We start from the raw sequence: 25,983 nt of genomic DNA, 5'->3' as shown, positions 1-25,983 counted from the left end.
TTGAATCACCCTCTACAGCATCTCTTGCTTTCACAGAGTATGAATGTATAATAAAGTTAGTAAGTACTGCTGTAATATTATCTGACAAACAGTTGAAAAGTGAAGGAGAGTGCAGAGAAATGTCCATGTCTTTTAATCAATATATGAGAGATTCAATTCAGCCTATGCGTGATGACCTGACAAGTATCGGGTTTCAGGAGCTTATGACTCCAGAAGAGGTGGAAGCTACTCTTCCAACCGCAAAAGGAACATCGCTTGTAGTCGTAAATTCGGTCTGTGGTTGTGCTGCTGGACAATGTCGTCCAGGTGTAGCTCAGGCTTTGCAAAATGAAATCACTCCGGATCACTTGTTCACAGTGTTTGCAGGTCAAGAGAAAGAAGCTACTGCTAAAGCACGTGAATATTTTGCTCCTTATCCGCCATCCTCACCTTCCATCGCACTGATGAAGGATGGAGAACTCGTTCACTTTATTGAACGTCATGGCGTAGAAGATCGTTCGGCTGCTGAAATTGCTGCTGAATTGAAAGAAGTCTTCAATCGTTTGTGCCAGTAAAAACAGTTATTCCATATAATCTCGCATCAGCCGGCAAATCGGCTGCATGCGGGATTTTTCAAAATATAAGAGCAATAATGGGATAGAATATGCTTAGAAGCATGAGCTTCGTTTGAGTGGATATTTTGATGGATATGGAACCATTTCTGATGGAACGAGGTGTGTTTGGTGAGTTTACAGAAGGAAATTATTGCGGATCTTGGCGTGAAGCCAACGATTGATGTAGAGGTTGAGGCACGCAAACGGGTTGATTTCTTAAAGTCGTACGTGCTGAACGCAGGGGCTAAAGGATTATTGATCGCCATTAGTGGTGGAGTGGACAGTGCGGTAGCCGCGGGTCTTTGTAAACAGGCTACGGACGAGCTGTCGGCAGAAAAAGGCACAGAGTATATGACGCTTGGAGTATTCCAGCCTTATGGGGTTCAGGAAGATATCGAGCACAGCTACGATGTTGCTAAAGCTTTTAATCTGACTCACACTGTGGAGACCAACATTGAGGAAGCTGTAAATGAAATTGCCCTTGAAGTTGAGCATGGTCTGAAATCAATAGGCCAACACCGCCATATGACGCATCAAGGCAAAGGAAATGTTAAAGCCAGAACACGTATGGTTATGCAATATGCACTCGCTTTTGAGAACAATCTGATTGTAGTAGGAACGGATCATGCTTCTGAAGCAATTACCGGCTTCTACACGAAGTGGGGCGATGGCGCTGTAGATATTACACCACTATCCACACTTAATAAACGTCAGGTACGTCAGCTGGCTGCACATATTGGTGTGCCTGCGGATATTGTCACAAAAGCACCTACGGCGGGCTTATGGCCGGGGCAGACGGATGAAACCGAGCTGGGCATTACTTATGACGATAACAGCGACTATCTGGAAGGTAAACAGGTTAATCCTGAGGTAGCTGAGAAGCTTGAGAATTATTACCGGAGAACGGCACATAAGCGTAATGTTATTCCGGGGATTTAGAATAGTTGAACTAGAAATCGCCACGGGTCTGCGTAGCAGCAGAGCTCGTGGCGGTTTTTGTGAGTTGGATAGCTGGATAGACTAAGAAGAATAATTATTCTGTAAGCGTAAGTGTCTGATCGATAAAATTAGTTGTCGCAGCAATCGCGAGCTCTAATTGCGGAGTCGTGCCAGCAAAAGGATGCACAGTGTTGAACGTATGATTACCCTCAGGAACCTGCACCCAGCTAATATCTGGCCGAAGTTTGATGAGATGCTCAGACCCTTGGCGGAGATGTACTCCATCTTGACTGCCTTGAATAAGAACAACTGGGAAGGACGCTTTCTGTATGCGTTCAAGGATGTTATAGCGTTCTTTGTTGTTCTCCATATCTTCTAAAATTACAGCATCCAGCGGCATTTGTTGGCCAGTACGTCCATTAAGGACATAGGTTCTTCCTGTTTCCTTCATCTGCTGCTTTTGTTCTTCCGTCAGCAAATCGAGTTTCGTAACCCCGTTCCAGGAGATTACTCCGCTGATCTCATTGGGATGATCAAGCGTGTAGACCAAACAAATTCCCCCTCCGAGACTGTGGCCGAGAAGGAATAAGGGCAGGCTGCCGAATTTCGGGTGTTGGCTAAGATAAGATAACAGGATTTCCATGTCCTTTAAGCTACGGCGATAGGTGTTGCGGGCGAACTTCTCAAGCTCAGTGAAATGCAGCAGATCTTCCCCGATGCCAGCATGAGAGAAGTTAAAAGTGATCACTTCATGCTCCTGGCTGAGAGTTGTGGCTATGTAAGGAAACATTCCCCAATCTTTAAAACCTTTGTAGCCATGGGCAATAACAATAACACTCTTGGCTTTGCCTTGGGCAGGGAAGTGCGAGCAGCGGAGAACAGCTCCGTCACCGGCAGGTATTTCAAAATTACGATGATTCATAGGGTAATCCCCTCTCCATATATAAAAATGAAGTAAATCAGCTAGTCTATCGTGAAGTCGCTGGATAGACTTATTAGACTTAAAGCGCATTTTCTTTTAAGATAGCAGAAAGAATCTTGCAGGACTATTACTTTTAATAATACTTCATATGATTGATCATACCATTATTGAAGCAAAATGGGATACACGTCCATAAGGAGCGTGAAGTGTTGATTTACGGAATTGGACATGATGTGTTAGAAATTGAACGAATCTCAGAGGTAATAAATAGAGGACTGGGCAAGAAATTTAACCAGCGCGTCTTAACAGAGCAGGAATATCAACTTGCTGAAGAGCGAAGCGGGAGGTTGGCTGAGTTCGTAGCCGGGCGTTTTGCTGCCAAGGAAGCAGTTGTGAAGGCTTTAGGCTGTGGCATCGGCAATGTAGTTGGTTTTCAGGATATTGAGATATTGCCTGATGCTAAAGGAAAGCCAGAGGTGACTTTATCGTGCGAAGCCTGGAGCAGACTAAATCTTCCAGATGGACAGAAGTACAACATTCATCTTACGATAACACATGGCCGTGATTTGGCTTCGGCTTTTGCCGTCGTGGAAGGGCTAGGTTCATAAATTGAACCCTGATTATAGAAGGGCAAGGAGCGTTATAATGACACAACAAGATATACAAGTTCAAGAGGAACAGGAGCTGCAGGAGGCTAAGCAATATTTCAGCTATCATTTGCTGGAGTGGTATCAAGGGCAGAAACGGGATTTGCCTTGGCGTCGGCACCGCAATCCTTATTATATTTGGATTTCCGAAATAATGCTGCAGCAGACAAGGGTGGATACGGTAATCCCGTATTTCAATCGGTTTATCGAAAGGTTTCCTACCGTGGAGTCGCTCGCCGATGCACCAGAAGAGGACGTGCTTAAGTGCTGGGAAGGCTTAGGTTATTATTCTCGTGCTCGCAATATACAGCATGCGGCCAAACAGGTCAAAGAGCTGTATGGCGGGCAGGTGCCGAATGATCGCGAGGCTGTGTTCAGTTTAAAGGGAGTGGGACCTTATACGGCAGGGGCTATCCTTAGCATTGCGTTCAATCGGCCGGAGCCAGCGGTCGACGGCAATGTGATGCGGGTGTTGTCCCGATACTTCCTGATAGAGGATGATATCGCCAAGGGACCCACCCGCGTAAAAATGGAGCACCTGGCAGCTGAACTGATCCCGGAGGGGGAAGCGGCATCCTTTAATCAGGCCCTGATGGAGCTCGGGGCGCTCGTATGCACTCCTAAGTCACCGCGCTGTTTAACCTGCCCGGTGATGGAGCATTGCGCCGCGCGCCTGGCGGGCTGCGAGACTTCGCTGCCCATCAAGACCAAGGCCAAGCCGCCGCGCCCTGAGGAGCGGCTGGCGGCCTTAATCGAGGGCCGCGGTGCCCACGCGGGCCAAGTGCTCATCCGGCAGCGGCCACAAAGCGGGCTGTTAGCCCGCATGTGGGAGCTGCCGCACTGGCCGGCGCCGCCTGTGGAAGGCGGCGCCAAAGGCGCGCGGCTGCCGGAAGCAGCGGCGCTGGACCGGCTGCGCCGGTCACTGCGGGAGGCCGGGATCTCTGCCCGGCCTGAAAAGCATTGGATGGCTGCTGAGCATATCTTCAGCCATATCGTGTGGACGCTGCAGGTGTACCGCTGCAGCGTAGAGGACGCCCTTCCGCTGCCGATAGCGGCAGAAGGACGGGTGGTGTACAACGCGGATGCGGACTTGTTCTCAGGGATCGACAGCAGCATGCCTATCGAGAGATTTGAGGACGGGAACGCTAGTCCAGAGGACGGCGGAGCAGTGCGCTGGATCAGCCGCGAAGACATGGCTAACTATGCGTTCCCTAACGTTTTTCTGAAGCTACTGAACCTTTATTTTGATGAGCAGGAAGAGCGGGCGAAACTAGAGAAGTAGAAGATTCGCCGTGTTGTGTTGCTAAACTACTAAATGTACAAAACCTGAGTTTGATGTATGCACCTAAGCATGGTCGTATGCACCTAAGCATGGTCTTATGCACCTAAGCATGGTCGTATGCACCTGAGTATGGTTGTATGCACCTGAGTATGGTTGTATGCTCTTAAGTATGGTTGTATGCTTCAGTCTCTTCGTAGCAAATATTTGTTTATTTGGCTCAGACTAGTTCAGTCTTGTTCCAACTAAATTCTTCTGGTGTTCCTATGGCTACGAGAGTGAGTGAAATTTAATTAGGGAATTCTTCCCTAAAAAAAGGTCGATTTGGCTTGTAATTGATCACTTTAGGGAAAACCTCCCTAATAATTTGGCGAATATCGGTTTTATGCCCATAACGGATGATTTTTAGGGAGTATTTCCCTAATTACATGTGTTTATGGAGCCTATCGCTGATTTTCAGGGAGTTATTCCCTAATCTATTGCTCAGCGACTCCAAAAGCAGATTTTCGTAAGCCGAGTATAGATTTATTCCGATCTATTCCGATCCAGTGTATCCATTTAAGCGACGCAAGCGGCGTGAAATGCGGTGTCTGGGAGGATCTCAATCAATCTCTGTCTCTGTCTTTATCTTTATCTTTATCTCTCTCTCTATCCAACCTAAACAAAGAAGGTATCCCATAGCCAATTCGGCTCTGAGATACCTTCTTTTTTAGTTCAATGGCTTAAGCCAAATGTAATTTCTTATTTTGCGCTTTCGTAACGTTTTCCAACTTCTTCCCAGTTTACTACGTTCCAGAACGCTTTGATGTAATCAGGGCGTTTGTTTTGGTAGTTCAGGTAGTAAGCGTGCTCCCATACATCCAATCCGAGGATTGGAGTAGCGCCTTCGCTGATTGGGTTGTCTTGGTTAGGTGTGCTTGTTACTGCCAGTTTGCCATCTTTAACAACTAGCCAAGCCCAGCCGCTGCCGAAACGAGTAGTTGCTGCTGCTGCGAAATCTTCTTTGAATTTTTCGAATCCGCCCAGTTCTTTATCGATAGCTTCAGCCAATGCACCAGTTGGTGCGCCGCCGCTGTTTGGTCCGATAACTTCCCAGAACAGGGTGTGGTTAGCGTGTCCGCCACCATTGTTGCGAACAGCAGTACGGATAGCTTCAGGTACAGCGTTCAGATCTGTAAGAAGCTCTTCAATGCTTTTGCTTTGCAATTCAGGTGCTTTTTCCAAAGCTGCATTCAGATTAGTTACATATGTGTTATGGTGTCTGTCATGGTGAATTTCCATCGTCAATGCGTCGATGTGTGGTTCGAGTGCGTTGTTCGGATAAGGAAGTGCCGGTAATTGAAATGCCATGGAAAAATCCCTCCTGAGTTATATTAGAATTTTGTTATAGATAAAGAATTCTGGCGAACTAACGTCAAAATCCTTTATTGTAAATATGTACTATAGGGTATTCGCCCGATAGGATACCTTAATTAAACCGTATCTAGACCAATAATGCAACACTAAACAAACATAAATGTTTATAAAGTATAATTGGAGAGGGAAAGGGTTTTACAATTGTATTTGGAATGTTAAAATAAATAGTCCCCAATCCTATAGACATATATCCTTATAAATACCCTTTTAATGAAGAAATGAACCCCATCTAAAATGTAAACGCTTGATATTAAGCGCTTTCAAAAGAAAAATGATGATATCATGAGAAAAGTGTGCTTTAATAGATTTAAAAGCAGGTATTCCTCGGTATTTGATGCTTTTTTTATTTTCTCTATGTTAAGGGAACCCCTTCTTTTTGTTAAATTCATAAGCCATAGACAAGGGAGATTTTAAAGAATGCACGTTCGTTCCTTTCAATTAAGCGACGTTAGCCCTGTGACTGATTTGCTGCAAACCGCATTATCGGAAGAGTGTTTCGAGAACACTATCGAGCCTTTCTCCAGGCAGCTTTCATGGGATTCAGATCTCATTGTAGTTGCGGAAGATGAAGAAGAAATTGTTGGAGCACTGATTGGTACGATTGAGAAAAACCACGGTTGTTATTTCCGGATTGCTGTACATCCTGATTATCGCCGCAGAGGAGTCGGCAGAAGTCTGGTATCGGCTATGGAATCCAGGTTTCAAGCTCGTAAAGTCAGTGGTATCTATGTAGCCGTCGATGAGCATAATTCTTTTGCTTTGCCATTGTATGAAGCTATGGGATATAGCGAGAATCAAATCTTCAAATCTGTCCGGAAGCTGAGCATTGTTGGGTAATTTTGATCGCTCAGCTGCGAAAGCGGAAACATTTTCTAGAAAAAAGAACTATAGCTGACGATATAGTCTGTTTCATTCATACTCGAGCGTATTTCCCAGAAGTCCATTGCTAATGGCTGGGAGATATGCTTTTTTATTGTTATAATATCTGCAAGTATAATCTTCAATTATTGAGAACAAGAGGTGACATATTGAATCAGGAGCCCCAAGTAGATTACACGAGAAATAGGAAACAAAGACATAGATCCTCCAGATCCAAGACTTCCCTGGGCGGTCGTTTGGTCTCGGAAATGAAGGATTGGCTGCTTACAGCTGTGATTGTTTTTGCTGTGATGTCTGTTCTTAATGTTTTTGTGTTCAATATATCAACAGTTAAAGGTCAGTCTATGCAGCCAACACTCTGGGAAGGAGAAAGGCTCTTCATTAATAAAATTTCATTGCTGTTCGTAAATCCAAAACATGGTGATGTTGTCATTCTTCATGATCCAAGTACCGGACCTAGTCATAAGGAGTATTTAGTGAAGCGGGTGATTGGCATACCTGGAGATATCATAGAGGTACGGAATCATCAGTTATACGTAAATGGAAAAATAGTGAATGAGCCCTATATTGATACTGAGATTGAAGATCCGGATTTTGCAGCGTTAACCGTGGAAAGTGGCAATTATTTTGTAATGGGCGATAACCGTCATGCTTCAGCCAGCAAGGACAGCCGTTACTTCGGCTCTATTTCACAGGATATGATTGTCGGCAGGGCTGATTATATATGGTGGCCTCTGTCAAAACTGAATAGATTATAAGAAAGTCAGCGAAGATATGAAAGGAGAAGGCGGAAATGACCAATACATTTCAGTCATCGTATGCTCCCCCGCCTTCCAAGTGGGCACAGCTTAAAGCAGAGATTCAGGAGGCTGCGATATCACTCGGTATTGATGATATCGGGTTTACAACAGCAGAACCTTTTTTATATTTAAAAAATATACTGCAAGACCATCGGGACAAAGGATATGAATCTGGCTTCGAGGAACCCGATCTGGATAAAAGGACAGTTCCAGCATTGTCTTCTGGAGACAAGCCGTTATCTATTATTTCGATTGCAGTAGCTTATCCATCTAAAATGGAGAACCCTCCTAAATCTGAGCCGGGTGCACGTAGGGGCATCCTCGCCCGGGCATCTTGGGGCAGGGATTATCACCATGTGCTGAGGGAAGCCTTAAGTAAGCTAGAGGAATTTATTCACGAGCGTGTACCGGAGGCTGTGCTGGAAAGTATGGTGGACACCGGTGTTCTAGTAGATAGAGCGGTCGCGGAAAGAGCGGGAATAGGCTTTAGCGGCAAAAACTGTTCCATCATCTCACCCAAATGGGGATCATGGATTTATCTTGGGGAAATGGTTACGAACATTCCTTTTGCTCCGGATGAACCTGTTGAAGAAGGCTGCGGGGAGTGTACCAAGTGTATTGATGCTTGTCCGACCGGAGCGCTGGTGGGTCCGGGGCAGCTTAACGCACAGGCTTGTATTTCTTTTTTGACGCAGACTAAAGGGTTCCTCAGCGAGGAGTATATGACCAAGATCGGCAACCGTCTATACGGCTGTGATACTTGCCAGATTGTATGTCCCAAGAATAGAGGTAAGAACTGGAATCATCGCCCTCAGATGCAACCTGATCCTGAAATCGTGAAGCCGCTGCTGCTGCCGATTCTGGATCTTAGCAATCGTGAGTTCAAAGAGAGATTCGGCAATAGCTCAGCAGCCTGGAGAGGCAAAAAGCCGATGCAGCGAAATGCGATCATTGCCCTAGGCAATTTCAAGGAAGCCGGGGCTGTGCCAAAGCTATCAGAAATTGTTCTGAAAGAACCGCGGCCAGAGATGCGGGGCACTGCTGCTTGGGCGCTTGGACGTATTGGCGGTGATGAGGCTCTAGCGGCTGTAGAAGCGGGTTTAGAGCGCGAGGAGGATGGCACGGTGAGGGAAATGCTAAGCCGGGCGCAGGATGTGCTCCTTACTGGGAAGAAGGCACGGGAGGACAGCGATATTAATGGAGGAAAAAGTTCATAGACAGGTTGCATATTGCCAATTGCTGTCCAGTTCCTGAAATGCTATGATAGATTCGCGTGCCATATGGCGATGCAGACAATAGAGTGTAGAGGTGGGCTTTAGATGAGTATCGCATTACCTATTATTACATTGGTCGTAGGTCTCATCGGTGGTTTTTTCATCGGTGTATATTATCTGCGCAAACAAATGACAAACATGCAGAATGATCCTGAAATGCTGCAAAAGGTTGCAAAGCAAATGGGTTATAACCTGAACGGGAAGCAAATGCAGCGTGCCCAGCAAATGATGAAGACTCAGGGACAGCCAGGTGCGCGCCCTGGAGCAGCTAAAGGGAATAAACGTAGAAGTAAGTAACCGGGTCCGGATAACATGTATACGGGTGCGGAAGGGGGAGACATCATGGGGAACATCAAGGAATATGTGAACGGTAAAGTTGCAGAGAACCGTGAGCAAATCGAGTATCACGTTGAGAAAATATTAGAATTAATCGGTGAAGATACCGGCCGCGAGGGACTGCTGGAAACACCGGCACGTGTTACGCGGATGTACGAGGAGATATTCGGCGGTTATTCGATAGATCCCCGCGAGGCGCTCGGCGTTACTTTTGATGAGTCTCATGAAGAGCTAGTGATCGTTAAGGATATCGTCTATTACAGCCAATGTGAACACCACATGGCTCCTTTCTTTGGTAAAGTGCATATAGGATACATTCCGAGCGGACGTATTGCTGGGCTCAGCAAATTAGCTCGGCTTGTTGAAGCAGTAAGCCGGCGTCTACAGGTTCAAGAGCGCATTACGGCGCAAATTGCTGATATTATGACGGAGGTGTTAGGCCCCCACGGTGTTATGGTTGTTGTGGAGGGAGAGCATCTGTGTATGTGTGCACGCGGAGTGAAGAAGCCAGGCAGCAAAACGGTAACTATGGCTACTAGAGGGGTCTTCCGTGAGGATGCCGCCGCTCGTGCGGAGTTTCTAAGCTTGATTAAGGAATAAATATCGGGGTGCATACCTCGAAATTGGAAGGACCCATCGTTCACGTAATGTGAATGATGGGTCCTTTTTGGTCAGGCTGTGGGAATAAGAGTGATGTTCACTGTGAATTGAAATAATATCAAAAGGGCTTCCAGGCCAGTTTACTGGCAGCAGCATAACGTTCTGAGACGTAAGGCCAGTTAACGACCTTCCACCAATCCTCAATATAATCGGCCCGATTATTCTGATGTTTAAGGTAATAGGCATGCTCCCATACATCCAGAGCCAGTAACGGAACAACGTCCCATTGTGACAGGTTCTGATGTTTCTCCGCAGTCAAAATCTCCAGTCTATGACTGCGTGGACTCCAGACGAGAATAGCCCAGCCGCCACCTTCAACCTTATTCGCAGCTTCTGTGAACTGTTTCTTGAAGTTGTCATAGCTGCCGAAGCTTTGTTCAATGGCTTCCAGTAAGGCTCCAGTTGGACGCCCGCCACCTTGAGGTGACATTACGTTCCAGAAGATTGTATGGAGATAGTGGCCAGCCCCATTAAAGGCTAGCTCCCGTTCCCAATGCTTAACAAGATCGAAATCTCCTTTCTTGCGAGCCTCGGCTAGCTTGTTCTCCGCTTTGTTTAGTCCATCTACATAACTTTGATGGTGTTTATCATGATGAATCCGCATGGTTTTCTCATCGATGTATGGTTCCAGCGCATTATAAGCATAAGGCAATGGAGGCAGTGTATGCCCGCCAATTGGCACAGCACTCATTTCACGAATATCAAGGATAGTATCTGTAGAAGGAATAAGTCCCTCATTCCGCGTGCCATTGTCCTCTTCTGTTCTTACGACATTGTCGGCTGCTGTATAATCTCTCATAATTTGCGTGAGCTGTCCGGGCGAGCTCAGAGTGTGCAGTACGGCAAGGAAATACTCTGATTCGCGAATAATATGCAGGATCACAGTGGTTGCAAGGGGGACGGCTTTGACGGCTGCGCTGCTTTCCATGATGGCAAAAAGCTGCCGAACAAATTCTTGGGATTGGGTACAGGAGATGTGCAGCAGCTTTTCTGTTTCCGCAGTGAGTTCAGCCTGACTTGGTGGAGAAGCAGAGAGGGCAGAATTCAATAACTGTTGAGCGGCCATCTCTGTGGCACCGAAGACCACCGCCCATTCATCCAGCAGTTTAACATAGGGTTCCTCCAGGTTAGGTACGATTGCTTTGATAACCTCGGTATGCTCTTTCTCTTGTGTTTTCCAGAATACGATTTCTTCTAAAATACGTACTGGCAGCATCGGCCCGTATACATATAACATTCCAAGAAAACCTCCCGTGATATGTCTTCATCAGTCCATTATATGTGTGCTCATGATAGCTTATGAAGAGCATAAGAACGCGATAATAATATCGTTGACAACCGTTTGATATGGTGAAATAATACAGGAAAATAAAGGAAATGATACCGAAAGGTACAACCTCGCGAAAAGGAGGGTGTACCTTTTTTTGTCGTGTGGACCGATTAATGAAATTCTTTGGGGTAGTAGAAAAACTTTGAGAAATGAGATGAGGGTATGAACAAGCTTGAGAAGAAACAATTTTATAATCAGCTGTTAAAATTAGCGGTACCGATATCCCTCCAAAGTCTAGTCATGGCGGTGCTGTATTTAGTAGATCAATTGATGGTAGGGCAGCTTGGGGGTGTGGCGATCGCATCGGTTGGTATGGCTAGTAAAATCTATAGCGTGATTTCGGTGGTGCTGGCGGGTCTTGCTACGGGTCTTGCCATATACGCGGCTCAATATTGGGGGAGTAAAGATCGAAAGAGCATCACACCACTACTGGGATTAAGTCTTGGAATTGGCCTGATATTGTCGGGTTCATTTACGATAGTTGTTTTTTTCAACCCTCGGCTATGCCTGTCTATTTTTACAACGGATAAAGAAGTGTTGGAGAAGGGGTACATTTTTCTAAAAATCGTTGCCCTCAGTTATATTCCAACGATGTTGACGATGCTCTATTCGGCGGTTCTACGAAATTCAGGACATGTAAAGTATCCAATGGGTGTGAGCATAGCTGCTGTAGGACTGAATATTATTTTAAACTATGCGCTTATTTTTGGGCATTGGGGGTTTCCAGAGCTTGGACTTGCAGGTGCGGCATATGCAACGTTAATCTCACGTATAGTCGAAAGTACCTTGATCATCGGAGCTGTGTATCGCGGGAAACTGCCGGGTGCCGGAGGAATTAAGGAGCTGAGTTCGTTTTCGAAAGCGCTGTGTATACCTTTTTTAAGAACGATAGCGCCTATTGTTTTAACGGAATTGGTTTGGGTTTTAGGTGAAGCTTGTTATTCCGTAATATATAGCCGTATGGGCACAGCAGAGATGACCGCTATGACAGTGACCTTTCCGCTGCAGGGGTTGACGATTGGACTTCTGGCTGGGCTTTCTGGTGCAGCTGGGATTATGGTCGGACATAAGCTGGGAGAGAATAATAATGCAGGTGCTTTTCAGTATGCTCGTTTTTTTGTTCGAATAGGAGTAGGGATTTCATTGCTGCTTGGTGTTCTTATTGCTGTTCTAGCCCCGCTCTACGTCTCAGCCTTTAACTTAACAGTGGAAGAACGCCGAATGGCCACTTCTGTTATCTGCTTTTTTGCTCTTTTTTTATGGATAAAGGTGGGCAATATGATGATTGCGGGAGGGATTCTGCAGAGTGGTGGCGATAGTAAGTTCGTCTTTATTATGGAAGCCTCCACAACTTGGTTGCTTGGGGTGCCTCTAGGGCTACTGTTGTCATGGGGATGGAAACAGCCTCTTCCCTGGGTATACTTCTTTCTGTCCCTGGAAGAGGCTGTTCGATTGGTTATAGGTTACGTGCGTTTTCGCCGTGGTAAATGGTTGAAGCAACTGACCCATCAGGGGACAGAGGCGGATTGTAGTGCTTAACTAGTTACTTGCCATCGCCGGCTGGTTGCCATTGTAGGTTTTGGCTAGTTGAACATTTCCTAAGAAAGCAGAGACTCGCCGCAAATACTCACGCGGGTGCTCACGGAACAGCAATTCATGATGGCTGCCCTCTACGACCCAGGAATCTGAGAACGGATTGCTTTGGTTCGCGGCCAGCTTTTCTGCAATAGGATAAGGAGCTTTATCATCTTCGGTTCCATGCATGAGTAGAATAGGGAAAGGATAATCTTCGGATTTGACCTTCGCATAAGGAATTTGATTCAGCCCCGTACCGTTCAGAACTGGGAACAGCATTTCCATAATCGCCAGGGAAGGCTGGCGGGGCAGATCAATATTTTGCTTAATATTATGATACAGCGTATCTGGCTCTAACAAAAAGGTACTGTCCAGAATCATCGCGTCAATGTCCTCTGATACTAATCCTGTTTGCAGTGCTGTGCCTGCTCCCATGGAGAAGCCCCATACAACTAACTCCTCAGCTCCACGTTCCTTAGCAAAATCAATAGCGCCTAGAAGCTGCTGGGATTCTTTTTTACCCCCGGTTGCAATATCCTTGTTGCCTTGGGCAGCAAAGCCGTAATCAAACATCACGACATTGAAATTCAGACTGTGTGCATAGTGAGCGAGATCGTACATAGGTACCCAAGATTCTTCACGGTTGGCGCCATAGCCATGGCTGAACACGATCGTTTTGGTAGCCCCTTCGGAGGGAATATACCAGCCGCTCATCATTCGACTGCCGTCTTTAGCTGGAAACGTCACATCCTCGTATGCGAGACCTTTGGCCTGCATGGGATTGGAATACAGAGGTGCGACCGTTGGATTAGATAATACCCAGGCGATATAGCCATGAAGTGAGACAAAGCAGAAGGCTAAAAAGAAAAAAATAGATAATAGCAGTGCAACGATAATATGCTTCACACGAATCATCCGCAGCGATAGCCGGGACGAACTGCCTTGTTTAGGTAGTTTAGGTCGACGGGAGACGGTTGTGCCGGTTTGGCGAGTTGCCAGATCCATATGGTCCCCTCCTAAGAATGAAGTGAGTACTAGTGCCTAGAAGAATTTGTAAAAATGATTCTAAAGCATCAGTAGATAATTTAATATGTTAATCGTATGAAAAAGCCCTTACAAAGTCAATGAATTAGACGCTTTTGTAATGTAACTGTAAAGTGCAGCCCAACCTTTTCCGGCACATTTTTGGCACAACTCCGGAGGAGTGAATATACTGGACTTTCCATAGAGTTTTGCACTAAGATAGAGTTAGTTATAATGTAACCGAGTTTCATTTGATGAAACACGAGGGGGAGATTGTCATGGAGGACCGAAAGCTTACAGTGCGTGCGGTAGAACGTGCGCTTGATATATTGCTTTGTTTTACGCAGGACAGAGATTTAGGGTTGACGGAGATCGCTTCAAAGATTGATTTACATAAAAGTACCGTCCATCGGCTGCTGGCAACCTTGGAGGAAAAGGGCTTCCTCATTCGTAATCCGGCCACTGAGAAATACAGCCTGGGTATACGAATTTGGGAATTGTCTACGCATTTGCCTGCTTTTGATGAGTCGGCTGCGGTATTGTTGCCGTCAATGGAACGGCTGCGGGATCGGCTAGGGGAGACCGTTAGTTTATACTTACGCGACGGCATAGAACGTGTGCGGATTCAGGCGGTTCAGAGTCAGCAGGCCATACGGCGAGTGGCGCAGATCGGTGCGAGATTGCCTTTATCTGTGGGCGCATCAAGTAAAGTGCTGGCAGCCTATGCTCCTCCAGAGGTGCTGAAAGAATTGCTGGAGAGTTCGGGATGGCCGGACTACGTTGAGAAGGATGTCTATCAAGAGCAGCTTAATGACATTATCCGGCTCGGATATGCCACCAGTTTCGAGGAACGCGAGCCCGGCGCGGCCGCGGTGGCGGTGCCTGTTACGGGGCGCAGTGGAAATGTGATCGCGGCGTTATCACTGTCAGGTCCAGTAAGTCGCCTATCAAGGGATACGTTAGTGGAATATGCCGCGGTACTGAAGGAAGCGGCTAGTGAAATGGGCATGATGATTCCTTAATTCGCTGGCTGACACATATAAGAAACTAAGCAGCGATCTCTCCGTTACTGGAGGATCGCTGTTTTGATGTTTTGGGGAGGGATGCTTAGTCGATTGTGGGTAAAGTGGCAGGAAACGATGGCTTGATGGCTAACTGACGGGTAATTGATGGGATGATAGATGCGTAACTGACGGCTAATCAACAGCTAACTGATGACTAACTAACGGCTAACGGCTCCCCCACCTTGCGTTTGTATGGTGAGCTTCAGTGAATATACGTACCTTTGGGAGCCTCAGTAACTCGTAATGCTGAGGCACGAGCGTTTGAACCCAGGGCCTAGATAGGCAGAGGGACGGAGGGGAGGGAGGGTAGAGAAACCACCACGAACCCACGAGCCAACGAACCCACGAGCCAACGAACCCACGAGCCAATGAACCTACGAGCCAACGAGCCAACGAACTCACGAGCCAACGAACCCACGAACCCACGAACCCACGAACCCACGAACTCACGAACCCACGAGCCAATGAACCCACGAACTCACGAACCCACGAACCCACGAACCCAAGAGCCTATGAACTCACGAACCCACGAACCCACGAGCCCACGAGCCTATGAACTCACGAACCCACGAACCCACGTATCTCATAACTCGTACACAAGTAATCTCGGGTTGTTATTTAGATCTTCCCTGAGGCTTCCGGACTCAGAAGACGCTATTTGCCCATTTAAAGCCTTTTGGGCATAGTTTCGGACCCCAGTGCAGCTATTCGACCCAAACGGGAACCTTTAGTGTGTTTTTCATGCCAATAGCGACTATGGAGTCCGATCGCACGCCAAAAGTCGGATAATCGAGCGTATAGAGTCATCTGGGTCCGATAGCGCGGAATCCTAAGCGTCCCCTGAGACGTGCGGACTCAGGGGACGCTATTTGCGAATTTACAGCCAGTTTGGCAGAGTTTGGGACCCCAGTGCAGCTATTCGACCAAAACGGGAACCTTTAGTATGTTTTTTATACCAATAGAGACTATGGAGTCCGATCGCACGCCAAAAGTCGGATAATCGAGCGTATAGGGTCATCTGGGTCCGATAGCGCCGAATTCTAAGCGTCCCCTAGGGCGGGCGGACTCAGAAGAAGCTATTTGCGAATTTAAAGCCATTTTGGCGTAGTTTCGGACCCCAGTGCAGCTATTCGACCAAATGATCTCCTGTCGCGTGTTTTTCATGCCAATAGCGACTATGGAGTCCGATCCCACGCCAAAAGTTGGATAATCGAGCGAATAGAGTCATCTGAGTCCGATAGCGCTGAATCCTAGGCGTCCCCTGAGGCGTGCGGACTCAGGGGACACTATTTGCGAATTTAAGGCCATTTTGCCGTAGTTTCGGACCCCAGTGCAGCTATTCGACCAAAACGGAAACATTCAGCGTGTTTTTATGCCAATAGCGACTATGGAGTCCGATCGCACACTAAAAGTCGGATAATTGAGCGAATAGAGTCATCTGAGTCCGATCACACGCCAAAAGTCGTGAATTTGTTCATTTAGAGTCATCTGAGTCCGAACTCGCTGGAATCCTAGGCGTCCCCTGAGGCAACGCAACAATAGTGAACGTCCAACAGTCAGAGGCACCCCACCCGCAACAAATTGGCTGTTGGAACCACCCCACCCGCCACAAATTGGCTGCTGGAACCACCCCATAAAAAAGGGACTGCTCACAGCCACTCATGGCCGTGAAACAGTCCCTTTTTAAGTTACTTTAAACCTATTCTACCGACACCGCGGAAGAGTCTGTAGCATCTGCCAGCATCTGGCGAAGAACAGTCTGCAGGATACCGCCGTTGCGATAGTAATCAATATCGACTGTACTGTCGAGTCGTGCAATGACAGGGAAATCGAATTGTGTGCCGTCTTCACGGGTAGCCGTGACAGTTAGCTCTTGACTTGGTGCCACGTTGTTATCGAGACCAGTAATATTGAAGGTCTCGCGTCCGGTCAGTCCCAAGCTGCTCCAGCCGTGGCCTTCTTGGAATTGAAGTGGGAGTACACCCATACCGACCAGATTGCTGCGGTGAATCCGCTCAAAGCTTTCAGCGATAACTGCTTTAACGCCAAGCAGAAGCGTACCCTTAGCTGCCCAGTCACGTGAGCTTCCTGTACCGTACTCCTTACCAGCGATGACGATCAGATTTTGTCCAGCATCCTGATAGAGCATGGAAGCATCATAGATGGACATAACTTCGTCGCTTGGCAAGAAGGTAGTAACGCCGCCTTCCGTACCAGGAGCTACTGCGTTACGAATCCGAATGTTAGCGAACGTACCACGCATCATGACTTCGTGGTTTCCGCGGCGGGAGCCGTAGGAGTTGAAGTCTGCACGTTCTACACCATGATCGCGCAAATATTCGCCAGCAGGACCAGAGGTAGAGATATTACCCGCTGGTGAGATATGGTCGGTTGTCACGGAATCAGCAAGCAGCGCTAGAACGCGTGCATCTTTGATTTCCTTAATGTCTCCCAGACCGTCTGCCAGATGTTCGAAGAATGGCGGATTCTGGATGTACGTGGAATTATCATCCCACTCATACAGCTCGCCTTGCGGAACAGGAATCGAATTCCAACGTTCGTTAGCGGTGAATACATTTTCGTATTTGCTACGGAACATCTCCGGACTAAGGGAGAGACCAATGGCTTCACGAATTTCAGCAGTAGTTGGCCAGATATCTTTCAGGAATACTGGCTCACCTTGCGGATCAAATCCAAGTGGCTCAGTCTGCAAATCGATATTTACTGTACCAGCCAGTGCGTAAGCAACTACGAGCGGCGGTGAAGCCAAGTAGTTTGCTTTTACCTGAGCATGTACGCGGCCTTCAAAGTTCCGGTTACCAGAGATGACTGCGGCTACGGTCATGTCATTGTCAGTAATGGCTTGACTAACTTCTTCAGGCAATGGACCGGAGTTACCGATACAAGTGGCACAGCCATAACCAGCCAAGTAGAAGCCCAGTGCTTCGAGTGGCTTCAGCAAGTCTGCTTTTTGCAGGTATTCAGTAACCACCAAGGATCCTGGAGTCAAGCTGCTCTTAACGTAAGCCGGTTTGGTCAGACCACGTTCCACAGCTTTTTTCGCCAAAAGACCTGCTCCAAGCATAACGCTAGGGTTAGAAGTATTCGTACAGCTAGTAATAGCTGCGATTACGACTGCACCTGTGCTGAGCTTGCTAGTGGTATCGTTTTTGTGCTGTACTTCTACGACTTGAGCGATTTTCTCATCGCTGAGACCATAACCGCCTTTGTCTACAGGTGTACGGATAATACCTTCGAAATTTTCCTTCATATGCGTAAGTTCGATCCGGTCTTGCGGACGTTTAGGTCCAGCCAAGCTAGGAACGACAGAAGCTAAGTCAAGCTCAATCACATCGCTGAATTCAGGGTCTGGCGTATCCGAGGTACGGAACATCCCTTGTGCTTTGTAATAAGATTCAACCAACGCCACCAGATCATCCGGACGTCCAGTGCTGCGAAGATAAGCGAGTGTCTCGTCATCTACAGGGAAGAAACCAATAGTTGCTCCGTATTCTGGCGCCATGTTGGCAACAGTTGCCCGGTCAGCCAGACTGATGTTAGCAAGGCCGGGTCCGTAGAATTCGACGAATTTGCCGACTACGCCCTTTTTACGCAACATTTCAGTTACTGTCAGTGCCAAATCCGTTGCTGTAGCCCCTTCGATAAGGCTGCCTGTAAGCTTGAAGCCCACTACATCAGGTGTAACAAAATAGAGCGGTTGTCCAAGCATTCCTGCTTCAGCCTCAATACCGCCTACACCCCAGCCCACAACACCAAGACCATTGATCATCGTGGTATGGGAGTCCGTTCCTACAAGGGAATCTGGATAAACGACAGTTTCACCATCGATAGTTTTGGTAGTGGCAACGGAAGCTAAATACTCTAGATTTACTTGGTGCACGATACCTGTTGCTGGTGGAACTGCACGGAAGTTGTTAAAAGCTGTCTGTGCCCAACGAAGGAAACGGTAACGCTCCTCGTTGCGTTCGAACTCAACGTTCATATTGTATTCCAAGGCGTCTGCTGTACCGAAAGCATCAACCATGACAGAGTGGTCAATTACAAGGTCAACCGGGACAAGCGGATTGATCTGTTTAGGATCTCCTCCGGCTTTTTTTACAGTATCACGCATAGCTGCGAGATCCACGACTACCGGAACTCCGGTGAAATCCTGAAGCACGATACGAGCAGGGATAAATGGAATCTCTTTATTACGGTCAATGTCACCTGACCAATCGGCCAGTTGTTTCACATGTTCTTCAGTAATTGCCCGTCCGTCAAACTGACGAACAGCAGCCTCTAGTAGGACTTTGATCGAAAAAGGCAGGGAAGAAATAGAGCCCAATCCTTGTTCCTCAAGGGACTTCAGATCATAATAGCGATAAGATTTGCCGCCTGATTCCAGGGTCCGAGCCAATGAAAAATGATCCTTGCTTGGCATATATGCGCCTCCTTGTTTCGTCTAATGAAACCCAATTTCAAATTGCTTCTAGCTTAATTATAACGGTTACAAAGTGGGGAGTAAAGTTTTTTTTCCTACATCTAAAGCCCGAATTATGCCTGAGAAAATGCCAAGCTACCCTTCCATTGTTATATTGTATCGTTTCGGGATATTCTTTTTACCTCAAAAAGAGCCATTAAAAGGAGATAATACGAAGGAATTCACCGGAATCCTTGGTTTTACTTATTTATTAGGGGAAATGCACACTGAATTTCTCTTCCTCAGTTATTAGGTGATATGGTCCTCGTTGTCGATGTTTGATTGAGATGTCGTACTTGGGGTTAGAGTTTTTGCTTGAAACATCCTTAACTATTCAACCGATCTGTATAGCGGCCTGTTTCCTTTCATATACATAGAACAGCAGTTAAAAGGGAAAGAAGGGGCGCGAGTATAATGGAACAACAGTGGAAGCAAAGTCTTTATGTATATGTTGATCAAGTGAATAAGGCCAGGGTGGAGCCTAAGTCATCATCGCATACCGTTTCCGTGTCCGTTAAGGATCCGCGTTTTCTGGTAGAACAAGGGGAGCGTTCAAGACGTCTTGCTGAGTGGTATAAAGAACGTGGGATAACTCCTTTGCGCGGAGAGACAGGGGTTAAGACTTTGCGGACCGTCCGGCAGACTCCGACCGAGGTAGTAGCAGAGGTTACACTGCATAGTGCGCTTTATTATGAAAAAGGCGGTGTTAACCACCGCGAGGATATTATCGAGCTGGAGCGGCTGACCTTTGTACGGGACGGTGGGGGCTGGGAGATTGCTGGTGTGGAACGAAGTGTCCCTGAAAGAAATACGGTTCATCGGGCAGAGGTAGAGCTATCGGGCAGACTATCCAAATGGGGAGAGGCTTTGCCGGCACCGCTGCCATCACAGCCCCTGCTTAACCGGAATGTTCTCGGAGAAATTGCCGGTTCAAGAGAGGTTCGTTATAACCGTGAAGAAGCTGTGGCGTATGCCGACCGCTGGTGGAAAGACGGCAATCCGGAGTTCGAAACCTTCGAGGTGGACTGCACAAATTATGTCTCCCAATGTCTCTTTGCAGGGGGAGCACCTATCAACTATACTGGTAAAAGAGAAACGGGCTGGTGGTACAAAGGTTACCAAGGCAAACAAGAATGGTGGAGCTATAGCTGGGCTGTATCAGACAGTCTGCAACGCTATTTGAGCGGAAGTCGGAGCAGTGGCTTGCGTGCGGAAGTCATGGAGCGGCCGGAGCAATTGATGCTGGGCGATATCATTCAATATGACTGGGATGGCAACGGGCAGTATCAGCACAGCACAATCGTCACAGCTTTTGATGCAGGAGGCATGCCGCTTGTGAATGCACGTACCGTTAGCAGCCGTCATCGCTATTGGGACTATCGTGATTCCTACGCATGGACTGATCAAACGAAATACCGTTTTTTTCATATTAACGACTACTTATAGTACAGAAAGAGGTTAAGGGAATGGGGAACGCAAAACTAACCGTAGGGCTGGTGTACGGGGGCAAATCAGGAGAACATGAGGTATCGCTACAGACGGCTTTTGCCGTGATGAACTCATTTGATTATGATAAATATGAGATTATACCTTTTTACATTTCAAAACAGGGATTGTGGAAGGTTGGAGAGAAGTTATCAGCGCCTTACAGCCAAGTGGAGCAGCTCAAGCTTGCAGAAGCGACCGAAGATATGGGCACAGCCCTGAACGTGGTATTTAGTGGGTTATCCGGTGCGGACAAAACAGTGGACGTAATGTTCCCGCTGCTGCACGGCACGTATGGTGAGGACGGAACGATTCAAGGGTTGTTCGAAATGGCGAATATTCCTTACATCGGTGCTGGTGTTCTTGCCTCTTCGGCAGGTATGGATAAGGTTGTCATGAAGAAGCTGTTCGCTGATGCCGGCCTGGATCAATGCGAGTATTGTTATTTCAACATCAGCGCTTGGAAAAGAAAACGTCATGAGTTGATTGTTGGTGTAGAGGATAAACTGGGATATCCGGTATTCGTGAAGCCTGCCAATCTAGGCTCAAGTGTAGGTATTTCTAAGGCTGCTGATAAGGATAGTCTTGTAAAAGCAATTGATTTTGCTTTCCGTTATGACACCAAAGTTATTATTGAGGAGTTTGTGGATGCGCGTGAGGTAGAGGTTGGCGTGCTTGGAAATGATGAACCAGAAGCCTCTGTTCCGGGTGAAATCGTTTCTTCTGGTGAATATTATGATTACGCAGCCAAATATACGGACGGCAAATCGCAAATGATGATTCCTGCACCAGTGGATTCTGAAGTGGCCGATCGTTTGCGGGAGTCCGCGATAGTTGCTTTTCGAGCGATTGAGGGCAGTGGAATTACCCGGGCAGACTTCTTCTTGCGAAAATCGGATGGTAAAATTCTAATTAACGAAGTGAACACGATGCCTGGTTTCACTCCTTACAGCATGTATCCGCTATTGTGGCGTGAGACGGGTGTATCTTATAGAGCTCTGTTAGACCGAATGATTGAGTTAGCCTTGGAGCGCTATAATTTTAAACAAGGTCTTAAGTACGACAACGAGTAATAGAAGCTATAGCGGGAATATCCCGACTGGAAGGAGAGAAGAACATGGGTTTTCAAACAGAATTCAACTCCGTCTGCAAATTCAAGAGTGAACAAGAGCTGTACGAGCTGCTGGAATATGGGCGCACCAAAATGGTGAAACAAGGCTTTCGTGTGTATCCAACAGGTCAGAAGGTTATTGCTTACACCCCTGAGAACGTAGCTGTAGCCATTGTCAAAATTTCAGCCTCGATTGCAGAGATTAATTTTCAAGGACATGAGGTTACCGCGGTAGAGATGGAGCTTGTGCGTAAGCTGAATGAAGAAGAGTCCAGAGTGCAGACGGCTTTGGCTGAGGAAATGTTTTTTGGAGCACAGGGATGATTGTCCGCTTCGGATATGTAGCGATGTCCACCGTTATCAAAGACTGCTCCCCATCTAAGACAATGACGATGGCCTCTTTTAAGAAGCTGGATGACCGTGAAGCGGCACTTCGGCGTTTGGAGAACATCGCTAGAATGAATCTGCATAATACGCTGCGGTTGATGAAGCATAATGTGGCTTCGGACATCATGGTGTACCGCCTCACTTCCAAAATCATTCCTCTGGCGACGCATCCGGATTTGCAGGACTGGAATCCGTTTGCGGCGCTCGCCGAGGAATTTGCGGAAGTGGGCCAATATGTGAAAAAGCACGGGCTGCGTGTTTCTTTTCATCCAGATCACTTTACAGTACTTAGTACACCCCGTCCGGAGGTGCTGATAAACTCCGTACGGGATTTGCAGTACCATGTGGACATGCTGGTTGCTATGGGGCTTCCTGCCATGGCGAAGAACAATATCCATATTGGCGGAGCTTATGGGGACAAGCCTGTAGCGGCGAAGCGATTCGAGGAGCATTTCCGCGCGCTGCCGGCAGCGCTGCAGGAGCGTATAACGCTGGAGAATGACGATAAGACATTTACAGCTCCGGAGACACTGGCAGTCAGTCAGAGCGTAGGATTACCGATGGTGCTGGATATTCACCACCAATGGGTGAATAATGAAGGAGAGCTCCCTTGGGAGCTGTGGCCTGACATTTTGCAGACATGGCGAAGCGAGCTAGCACAGAAGGACGTTCCTTCTGGAGAGCTTTTGCCGCCTAAGATTCATGTATCCAGTCCGCGCAGCCCGTCTGATCCGCGCAGCCATGCGGATGGCGTGGAACCTGCGCCTTTGCTGGCTTTTCTGAAACGTATTGCCGCAGATACGCCTGCTGTCGATGTTATGATTGAGGCGAAACTAAAAGATGGCGCGTTATTTGGATTGATGGAGGCTATGAAGGAGCTGGCTGAGGCTGGTAACGGAATTTCCTTATTAAATGGGGCAAGCGTGAATATTGAACCTTAAACAATGAAAATAAGGAGATAGGTCCCGAATACGGGTCCTATCATGACTTGATATGTAACTTGAAATAGGGTACGTTGAATGAAACTTTAATCGCTTATCGTCTTTATATGGACCTAGGGCATTTATGCTCGCAGGTGAGAATTGGGTCCTCTTTTGGCGGAACTTTGGGAACTTGGGGAACGTTTTGACGTATTGCACGGTATTGTGAATAGGATTGCTTTAGAATTAAAGCCATTGGCGATTATGTTCAAGAAAGTGGAGTGAAGATATGAGTCCTTTAAATCCAGAGGGTAAGAATGAACGTGAACCCTATGTAGTAACAAGCAAGGGACATACGGCGGTGGCCATTAATGCGGCTGCCAAAGCAGGAGAATGGATAAAGAGCAGACAGGGTCTCGTGAAGGAGCTGAATACAAAGACTTCAGCACAAGATCTGGTTACGGAAGTTGATAAAGGCGTTGAGCAAATGATTCGCAGGCTGATCCTGACACATTTTCCCGACCATGCCATTCTCGGGGAAGAAGGGGTTTCCCCGGGAGCAGCAGCGGCTACCGCTGCATTGGAAGAAGCTCGTGAACATGAATATTTGTGGATTGTAGATCCTGTAGATGGTACGACTAATTTCGTACACGGATTTCCTTTTTACTGTGTCTCCATAGCATTGGTGATTCGCGGTGAACTAACAGTAGGCGTTATTTATGATCCGACTCGTGATGAAATGTTCGTCGCTGAAAAAGGAAAGGGAGCTTACATGCACGGTGTTCCTACCTCGGTCTCTACGGAGACTGATTTTGGGGACAGCCTGATCGCTATGGGCTTTCCGCCGGATCGTGAGTTTGCACAACCTGTGAATATGGCCGGACTGCAAAGTATTCTTCCGCAGATTCGTGGTATTCGTGCCGGAGGCGCGGCTGCTCTACATCTAGCTTATGTGGCGGCAGGCCGGGTAGATGGCTATTGGGAAGTGGGCTTAAGCCCTTGGGATTGTGCAGCAGGAGTACTGCTTGTACTTGAATCAGGAGGCAAGATTACGGATACCCTAGGACGTTCATATGATATTGGTACACGCCATGTAGTAGCAAGTAATGGCCACATTCACGAATATTTGGTTTCGTCACTGAAGAATGCTGAAGCAACAGGATATAAGCTTTAGGGAGGACGATACAGCATGAGTGAGAAGGATGATTTGGAACGCAAGCTGAGCGAAATGTTGGTAGATGGTGAGATGGAACAAGGCGATCGTACGGCTAAAGAAATCCGGGAAATCTCACCTAAATATGAAATTCGTATTCAGACTACGCTCGATCCTATTGTGGAAGAAACATTGCGTTATCGTAAGATTGGATATGAGCTGGATGACCGTTATGATAAATATCTGGAGCGTGCAGGGCAGAAGTTAGAGTCAGATGAAGATTCAGACAAATAATAGCCAGTGATTTGCGAGGGGCGGTTTCCTGAATATAGGAGGCCGCTCTTTTGCGTTGCTACCCTGGGATGGTAGAATGGAATTAGAACAATTTGGGAGGGATACGATGCTAGGCAATTGGAAAAAAATTTGGGCAGCTGGCATAAGCAGCCTGCTTTTGTTATCTGCGCTGATTAGCGTAGGAGCAGGCACGGCAAATGCGGCTGACACGACTGCAATACAAGACTCTGGGCAGGATGTCTTTCGCATCGTAGCTCTAGGTGATTCCATTACTGCTGGCTACGAGCCAGGAATGACGGACGTGAATACCAAGCCATACGGCTATGCGGAGAGATTGCTTGAGCAGGGCTGGTATCATGGCAGAAGTGCACTTACTAATTATGGTATCCTAGGGCTGACTACGGCCGGATTACGTAATTACACAGGAGCAATCAAGGATGGTTCAGTGATTACTGCTGACGGAGTTCAGGCAGGTCTCCCAGATCCACGAATAGAGCAGTTCGTGAAGCTAACTCCGCAGATCGCAGCAGAGCTTAAGGAAGCTGATCTGATTACCATTACGATTGGTGGGAATGATGTAAGCAGTCTGTTCTTGCAGTTCAAGGAGCTGACGGATGCGGATTTCCAAACACAGCTGGACCAGCGGTTAGCGGATTATCAAACAAATGTGAAGGCAGTGCTGGAGAATATTCGTGCGGTAAGTCCGCAAGCGACGATTATACTGGCCGATCAATATCAACCTGCCCCTAAGGTCGCGCTTGGTCAAATGTACAACAGACTAATGACGGCAGCGGGCAAATTTACGGAAGCAGCGGATAGTGTAGCTGCAAGCGTAAATCAAGAGGGAGCGAAGGTGCTTGTAGCTCATGTTGCGGCAAAGTTTGCCGGGGTAGAAGGCTCGCTGACACATATTATTGGAGCAGGGCAAACTGATTTTCACCCAACGCAGCTTGGATATGAGACTATTGCTAAGGTTTTCGCGGAGTTACAATGGGGAGAGTATCGTGTTCCTACTGTAGCTACAATGGCTACTGCATCGGTACCGATGTCGATTGTAGTGAAGGGCGTGGAGTTGAATACACCCAATAAGCCTATCCTTAAAAATGGGCAGAACTTTTTGGCGCTAAAAGATATTCTAAATGCCGTGGGCGCAAGCGGGAAGTGGGATAACAAAACCTCCAGCGCTACCATCGTGTATGGCGGAAGAACCGTTGTGATCACCATTGGCTCGAAATTTATTAAGGTGAATGGAGAGAACGTGGCTATTGATACTCCAGCTTTTCTGCAAAAGGTAGGCAAGGAGGACAAAACCTACTTACCCCTTGCCGCTTTAGCCACAGGACTTGGATTCGATGTTAATTACAGCAGCAAACTGCGAACTGCTTTCATAAATCCATAAAGCTGCATACTATACAT

22 protein-coding genes and 1 pseudogene are annotated in these 25,983 nt (G+C 47.2%); 18 read left to right on the top strand and 5 right to left on the bottom strand.

Features of this window, described 5'->3' with window-relative positions; genetic code table 11:
* Positions 1–119 precede the first annotated feature (119 nt).
* Positions 120–554, top strand: a complete 435-nt coding sequence (locus MHH49_RS06935; protein WP_036676813.1) for a BrxA/BrxB family bacilliredoxin — start codon at positions 120–122, stop codon at positions 552–554.
* 168 nt (positions 555–722) lie between these two features.
* A complete protein-coding gene (gene nadE, locus MHH49_RS06930; protein ID WP_036676815.1) occupies positions 723–1,532 on the top strand; it encodes an ammonia-dependent NAD(+) synthetase in 810 nt (269 codons plus the stop codon).
* A 94-nt stretch (positions 1,533–1,626) separates the two neighbouring features.
* Here the strand turns inward: nadE and MHH49_RS06925 are convergent, their stop codons facing one another.
* Complete coding sequence (locus tag MHH49_RS06925) at positions 1,627–2,454, bottom strand: alpha/beta hydrolase (protein ID WP_036676817.1); 828 nt, start codon at positions 2,452–2,454, stop codon at positions 1,627–1,629.
* Between the two features lie 209 nt (positions 2,455–2,663).
* On the opposite strand from MHH49_RS06925, the gene acpS reads away from it, so the two are divergent.
* Both acpS and mutY read left to right on the top strand, forming a co-directional pair.
* On the top strand, positions 2,664–3,062 hold the full coding sequence (gene acpS / locus MHH49_RS06920; RefSeq protein WP_036676819.1) for a holo-ACP synthase: 399 nt from the start codon (positions 2,664–2,666) through the stop codon (positions 3,060–3,062).
* A gap of 37 nt (positions 3,063–3,099) precedes the next feature.
* Positions 3,100–4,383, top strand: a complete 1,284-nt coding sequence (gene mutY / locus MHH49_RS06915) for an A/G-specific adenine glycosylase (RefSeq protein ID WP_341138060.1) — start codon at positions 3,100–3,102, stop codon at positions 4,381–4,383.
* Between the two features lie 738 nt (positions 4,384–5,121).
* On the opposite strand, the gene MHH49_RS06910 is transcribed toward mutY, so the two are convergent.
* Positions 5,122–5,730, bottom strand: coding sequence for a superoxide dismutase (locus MHH49_RS06910; RefSeq protein WP_341138059.1), 609 nt, complete (start codon positions 5,728–5,730; stop codon positions 5,122–5,124).
* A 483-nt stretch (positions 5,731–6,213) separates the two neighbouring features.
* Between MHH49_RS06910 and MHH49_RS06905 the strand changes: the two genes are divergently transcribed.
* The 5 genes and pseudogenes from MHH49_RS06905 (at position 6,214) to folE (ending at position 9,685) form a co-directional block, all read left to right on the top strand.
* A complete protein-coding gene (locus MHH49_RS06905; protein WP_036676822.1) occupies positions 6,214–6,633 on the top strand; it encodes a GNAT family N-acetyltransferase in 420 nt (139 codons plus the stop codon).
* 191 nt (positions 6,634–6,824) lie between these two features.
* A complete protein-coding gene (gene lepB / locus MHH49_RS06900) occupies positions 6,825–7,433 on the top strand; it encodes a signal peptidase I (protein WP_038568612.1) in 609 nt (202 codons plus the stop codon).
* Between the two features lie 35 nt (positions 7,434–7,468).
* A pseudogene (gene queG, locus MHH49_RS06895) lies at positions 7,469–8,665 on the top strand (tRNA epoxyqueuosine(34) reductase QueG); the annotation flags it as partial.
* A gap of 129 nt (positions 8,666–8,794) precedes the next feature.
* Positions 8,795–9,046, top strand: coding sequence for a YneF family protein (locus tag MHH49_RS06890; protein WP_036676828.1), 252 nt, complete (start codon positions 8,795–8,797; stop codon positions 9,044–9,046).
* Positions 9,047–9,091: 45 nt separating this feature from the next.
* Positions 9,092–9,685 carry a GTP cyclohydrolase I FolE gene (gene folE / locus MHH49_RS06885; RefSeq protein ID WP_036676830.1) on the top strand — a complete coding sequence of 198 codons (594 nt, stop codon included), beginning with the start codon at positions 9,092–9,094 and terminating at the stop codon, positions 9,683–9,685.
* Positions 9,686–9,803: 118 nt separating this feature from the next.
* Here the strand turns inward: folE and MHH49_RS06880 are convergent, their stop codons facing one another.
* The gene (locus MHH49_RS06880) at positions 9,804–10,982 is read right to left on the bottom strand and encodes a Fe-Mn family superoxide dismutase (RefSeq protein WP_036676833.1); all 1,179 of its coding nucleotides are present in this window, start codon (positions 10,980–10,982) and stop codon (positions 9,804–9,806) included.
* 255 nt (positions 10,983–11,237) lie between these two features.
* On the opposite strand from MHH49_RS06880, the gene MHH49_RS06875 reads away from it, so the two are divergent.
* Entirely contained in the window at positions 11,238–12,614 is a 1,377-nt protein-coding gene (locus MHH49_RS06875) for an MATE family efflux transporter (RefSeq protein ID WP_036676836.1), read from the top strand.
* Here MHH49_RS06875 and MHH49_RS06870 read toward each other — a convergent pair whose 3' ends face one another.
* On the bottom strand, positions 12,615–13,655 hold the full coding sequence (locus tag MHH49_RS06870) for an alpha/beta hydrolase (RefSeq protein WP_139329954.1): 1,041 nt from the start codon (positions 13,653–13,655) through the stop codon (positions 12,615–12,617).
* Positions 13,656–13,951: 296 nt separating this feature from the next.
* On the opposite strand from MHH49_RS06870, the gene MHH49_RS06865 reads away from it, so the two are divergent.
* Positions 13,952–14,695, top strand: a complete 744-nt coding sequence (locus MHH49_RS06865) for an IclR family transcriptional regulator (protein WP_036676839.1) — start codon at positions 13,952–13,954, stop codon at positions 14,693–14,695.
* A 1,741-nt stretch (positions 14,696–16,436) separates the two neighbouring features.
* On the opposite strand, the gene acnA is transcribed toward MHH49_RS06865, so the two are convergent.
* Positions 16,437–19,178 (bottom strand): aconitate hydratase AcnA, encoded by a 2,742-nt coding sequence (acnA, locus tag MHH49_RS06860; RefSeq protein ID WP_036679848.1) that lies wholly within the window; start codon positions 19,176–19,178, stop codon positions 16,437–16,439.
* Positions 19,179–19,631: 453 nt separating this feature from the next.
* Here acnA and MHH49_RS06855 point away from each other — a divergent pair, with 453 nt between their 5' ends.
* The 7 genes from MHH49_RS06855 (at position 19,632) to MHH49_RS06825 (ending at position 25,966) form a co-directional block, all read left to right on the top strand.
* Positions 19,632–20,663, top strand: a complete 1,032-nt coding sequence (locus MHH49_RS06855; protein WP_080742388.1) for an amidase domain-containing protein — start codon at positions 19,632–19,634, stop codon at positions 20,661–20,663.
* A 20-nt stretch (positions 20,664–20,683) separates the two neighbouring features.
* Positions 20,684–21,775, top strand: coding sequence for a D-alanine--D-alanine ligase (locus MHH49_RS06850; RefSeq protein ID WP_036679852.1), 1,092 nt, complete (start codon positions 20,684–20,686; stop codon positions 21,773–21,775).
* 44 nt (positions 21,776–21,819) lie between these two features.
* Complete coding sequence (locus MHH49_RS06845) at positions 21,820–22,137, top strand: hypothetical protein (RefSeq protein WP_036679853.1); 318 nt, start codon at positions 21,820–21,822, stop codon at positions 22,135–22,137.
* Positions 22,134–23,141: a UV DNA damage repair endonuclease UvsE gene (gene uvsE, locus MHH49_RS06840; protein WP_036679855.1), complete on the top strand. Its 1,008-nt coding sequence runs from the start codon at positions 22,134–22,136 to the stop codon at positions 23,139–23,141. The genes MHH49_RS06845 and uvsE overlap by 4 nt, the downstream gene beginning before the upstream one ends.
* Positions 23,142–23,409: 268 nt before the next feature.
* Positions 23,410–24,294, top strand: coding sequence for an inositol monophosphatase family protein (locus MHH49_RS06835; RefSeq protein ID WP_036679857.1), 885 nt, complete (start codon positions 23,410–23,412; stop codon positions 24,292–24,294).
* 15 nt (positions 24,295–24,309) lie between these two features.
* A complete protein-coding gene (locus MHH49_RS06830) occupies positions 24,310–24,567 on the top strand; it encodes a hypothetical protein (RefSeq protein WP_036679858.1) in 258 nt (85 codons plus the stop codon).
* Positions 24,568–24,673: 106 nt separating this feature from the next.
* Positions 24,674–25,966 (top strand): stalk domain-containing protein, encoded by a 1,293-nt coding sequence (locus tag MHH49_RS06825; protein WP_036679904.1) that lies wholly within the window; start codon positions 24,674–24,676, stop codon positions 25,964–25,966.
* Positions 25,967–25,983 lie beyond the last annotated feature (17 nt).

The sequence above is a fragment of the Paenibacillus sp. FSL F4-0122 genome (genome assembly GCF_038002845.1).
GTDB lineage: Bacteria > Bacillota > Bacilli > Paenibacillales > Paenibacillaceae > Paenibacillus_AQ > Paenibacillus_AQ odorifer.
This window is presented reverse-complemented; position numbering and strand designations above follow the sequence as displayed.